At 70.2% G+C, this 638-nt stretch carries 1 protein-coding gene; it reads left to right on the forward strand.

Going from position 1 to position 638, the window contains the following annotated elements; all coding sequences use genetic code 11:
- Positions 1-42: 42 nt before the first annotated feature.
- A partial coding sequence (locus ABD191_RS29075) for an alpha-amylase family glycosyl hydrolase (RefSeq protein ID WP_344089184.1) occupies positions 43-638 on the forward strand: 596 nt, incomplete at its 3' end.

Here is a 638-nt window from a genome sequence, read left to right on the forward strand (position 1 = left end):
CGCGCGCTGCCCGATCCTCGCTCACGGCGGCAGCCGAACGGCGTGCACGAGGCGAGCGCCGTATTCGACCTCGGCGCGCACGAGTGGGCGGATGCCGCGTGGACGGGGCGCCAGCTCGCGGGCGGCGTGATCTCCGAGCTGCACGTCGGCACGTACACGCCCGAGGGCACGCTCGATTCGGCGATCGACCGCCTCGACCACCTCGTCGAGCTCGGCATCGACTTCGTCGAGCTGCTGCCGGTCAACGCGTTCAACGGCACGCACAACTGGGGCTACGACGGCGTGCTCTGGTACGCGGTGCATGAGGCGTACGGCGGGCCCGCCGCGTACCAGCGGTTCGTCGATGCCTGCCATTCGCGCGGCCTCGCGGTGATCCAGGACGTGGTGTACAACCACCTCGGGCCGAGCGGCAACTATCTGCCCCGGTTCGGGCCGTACCTGCGCGCGGCCGAGCGCAACACGTGGGGTGAATCCCTGAACCTCGACGAGCCCGAGGTGCGACGGTTCATCGTCGACAACGCGATGATGTGGCTCCGCGACTTCCACGTCGACGGGCTGCGGCTCGACGCGGTGCACGCGCTGCGCGACACATCCGAGGGGCACATCCTGCGCGAGCTCGCCGAGCATGCCGATGCGGT

The sequence above is a fragment of the Luedemannella helvata genome (assembly GCF_039528415.1).
Taxonomy (GTDB): Bacteria; Actinomycetota; Actinomycetes; order Mycobacteriales; family Micromonosporaceae; genus Luedemannella; species Luedemannella helvata.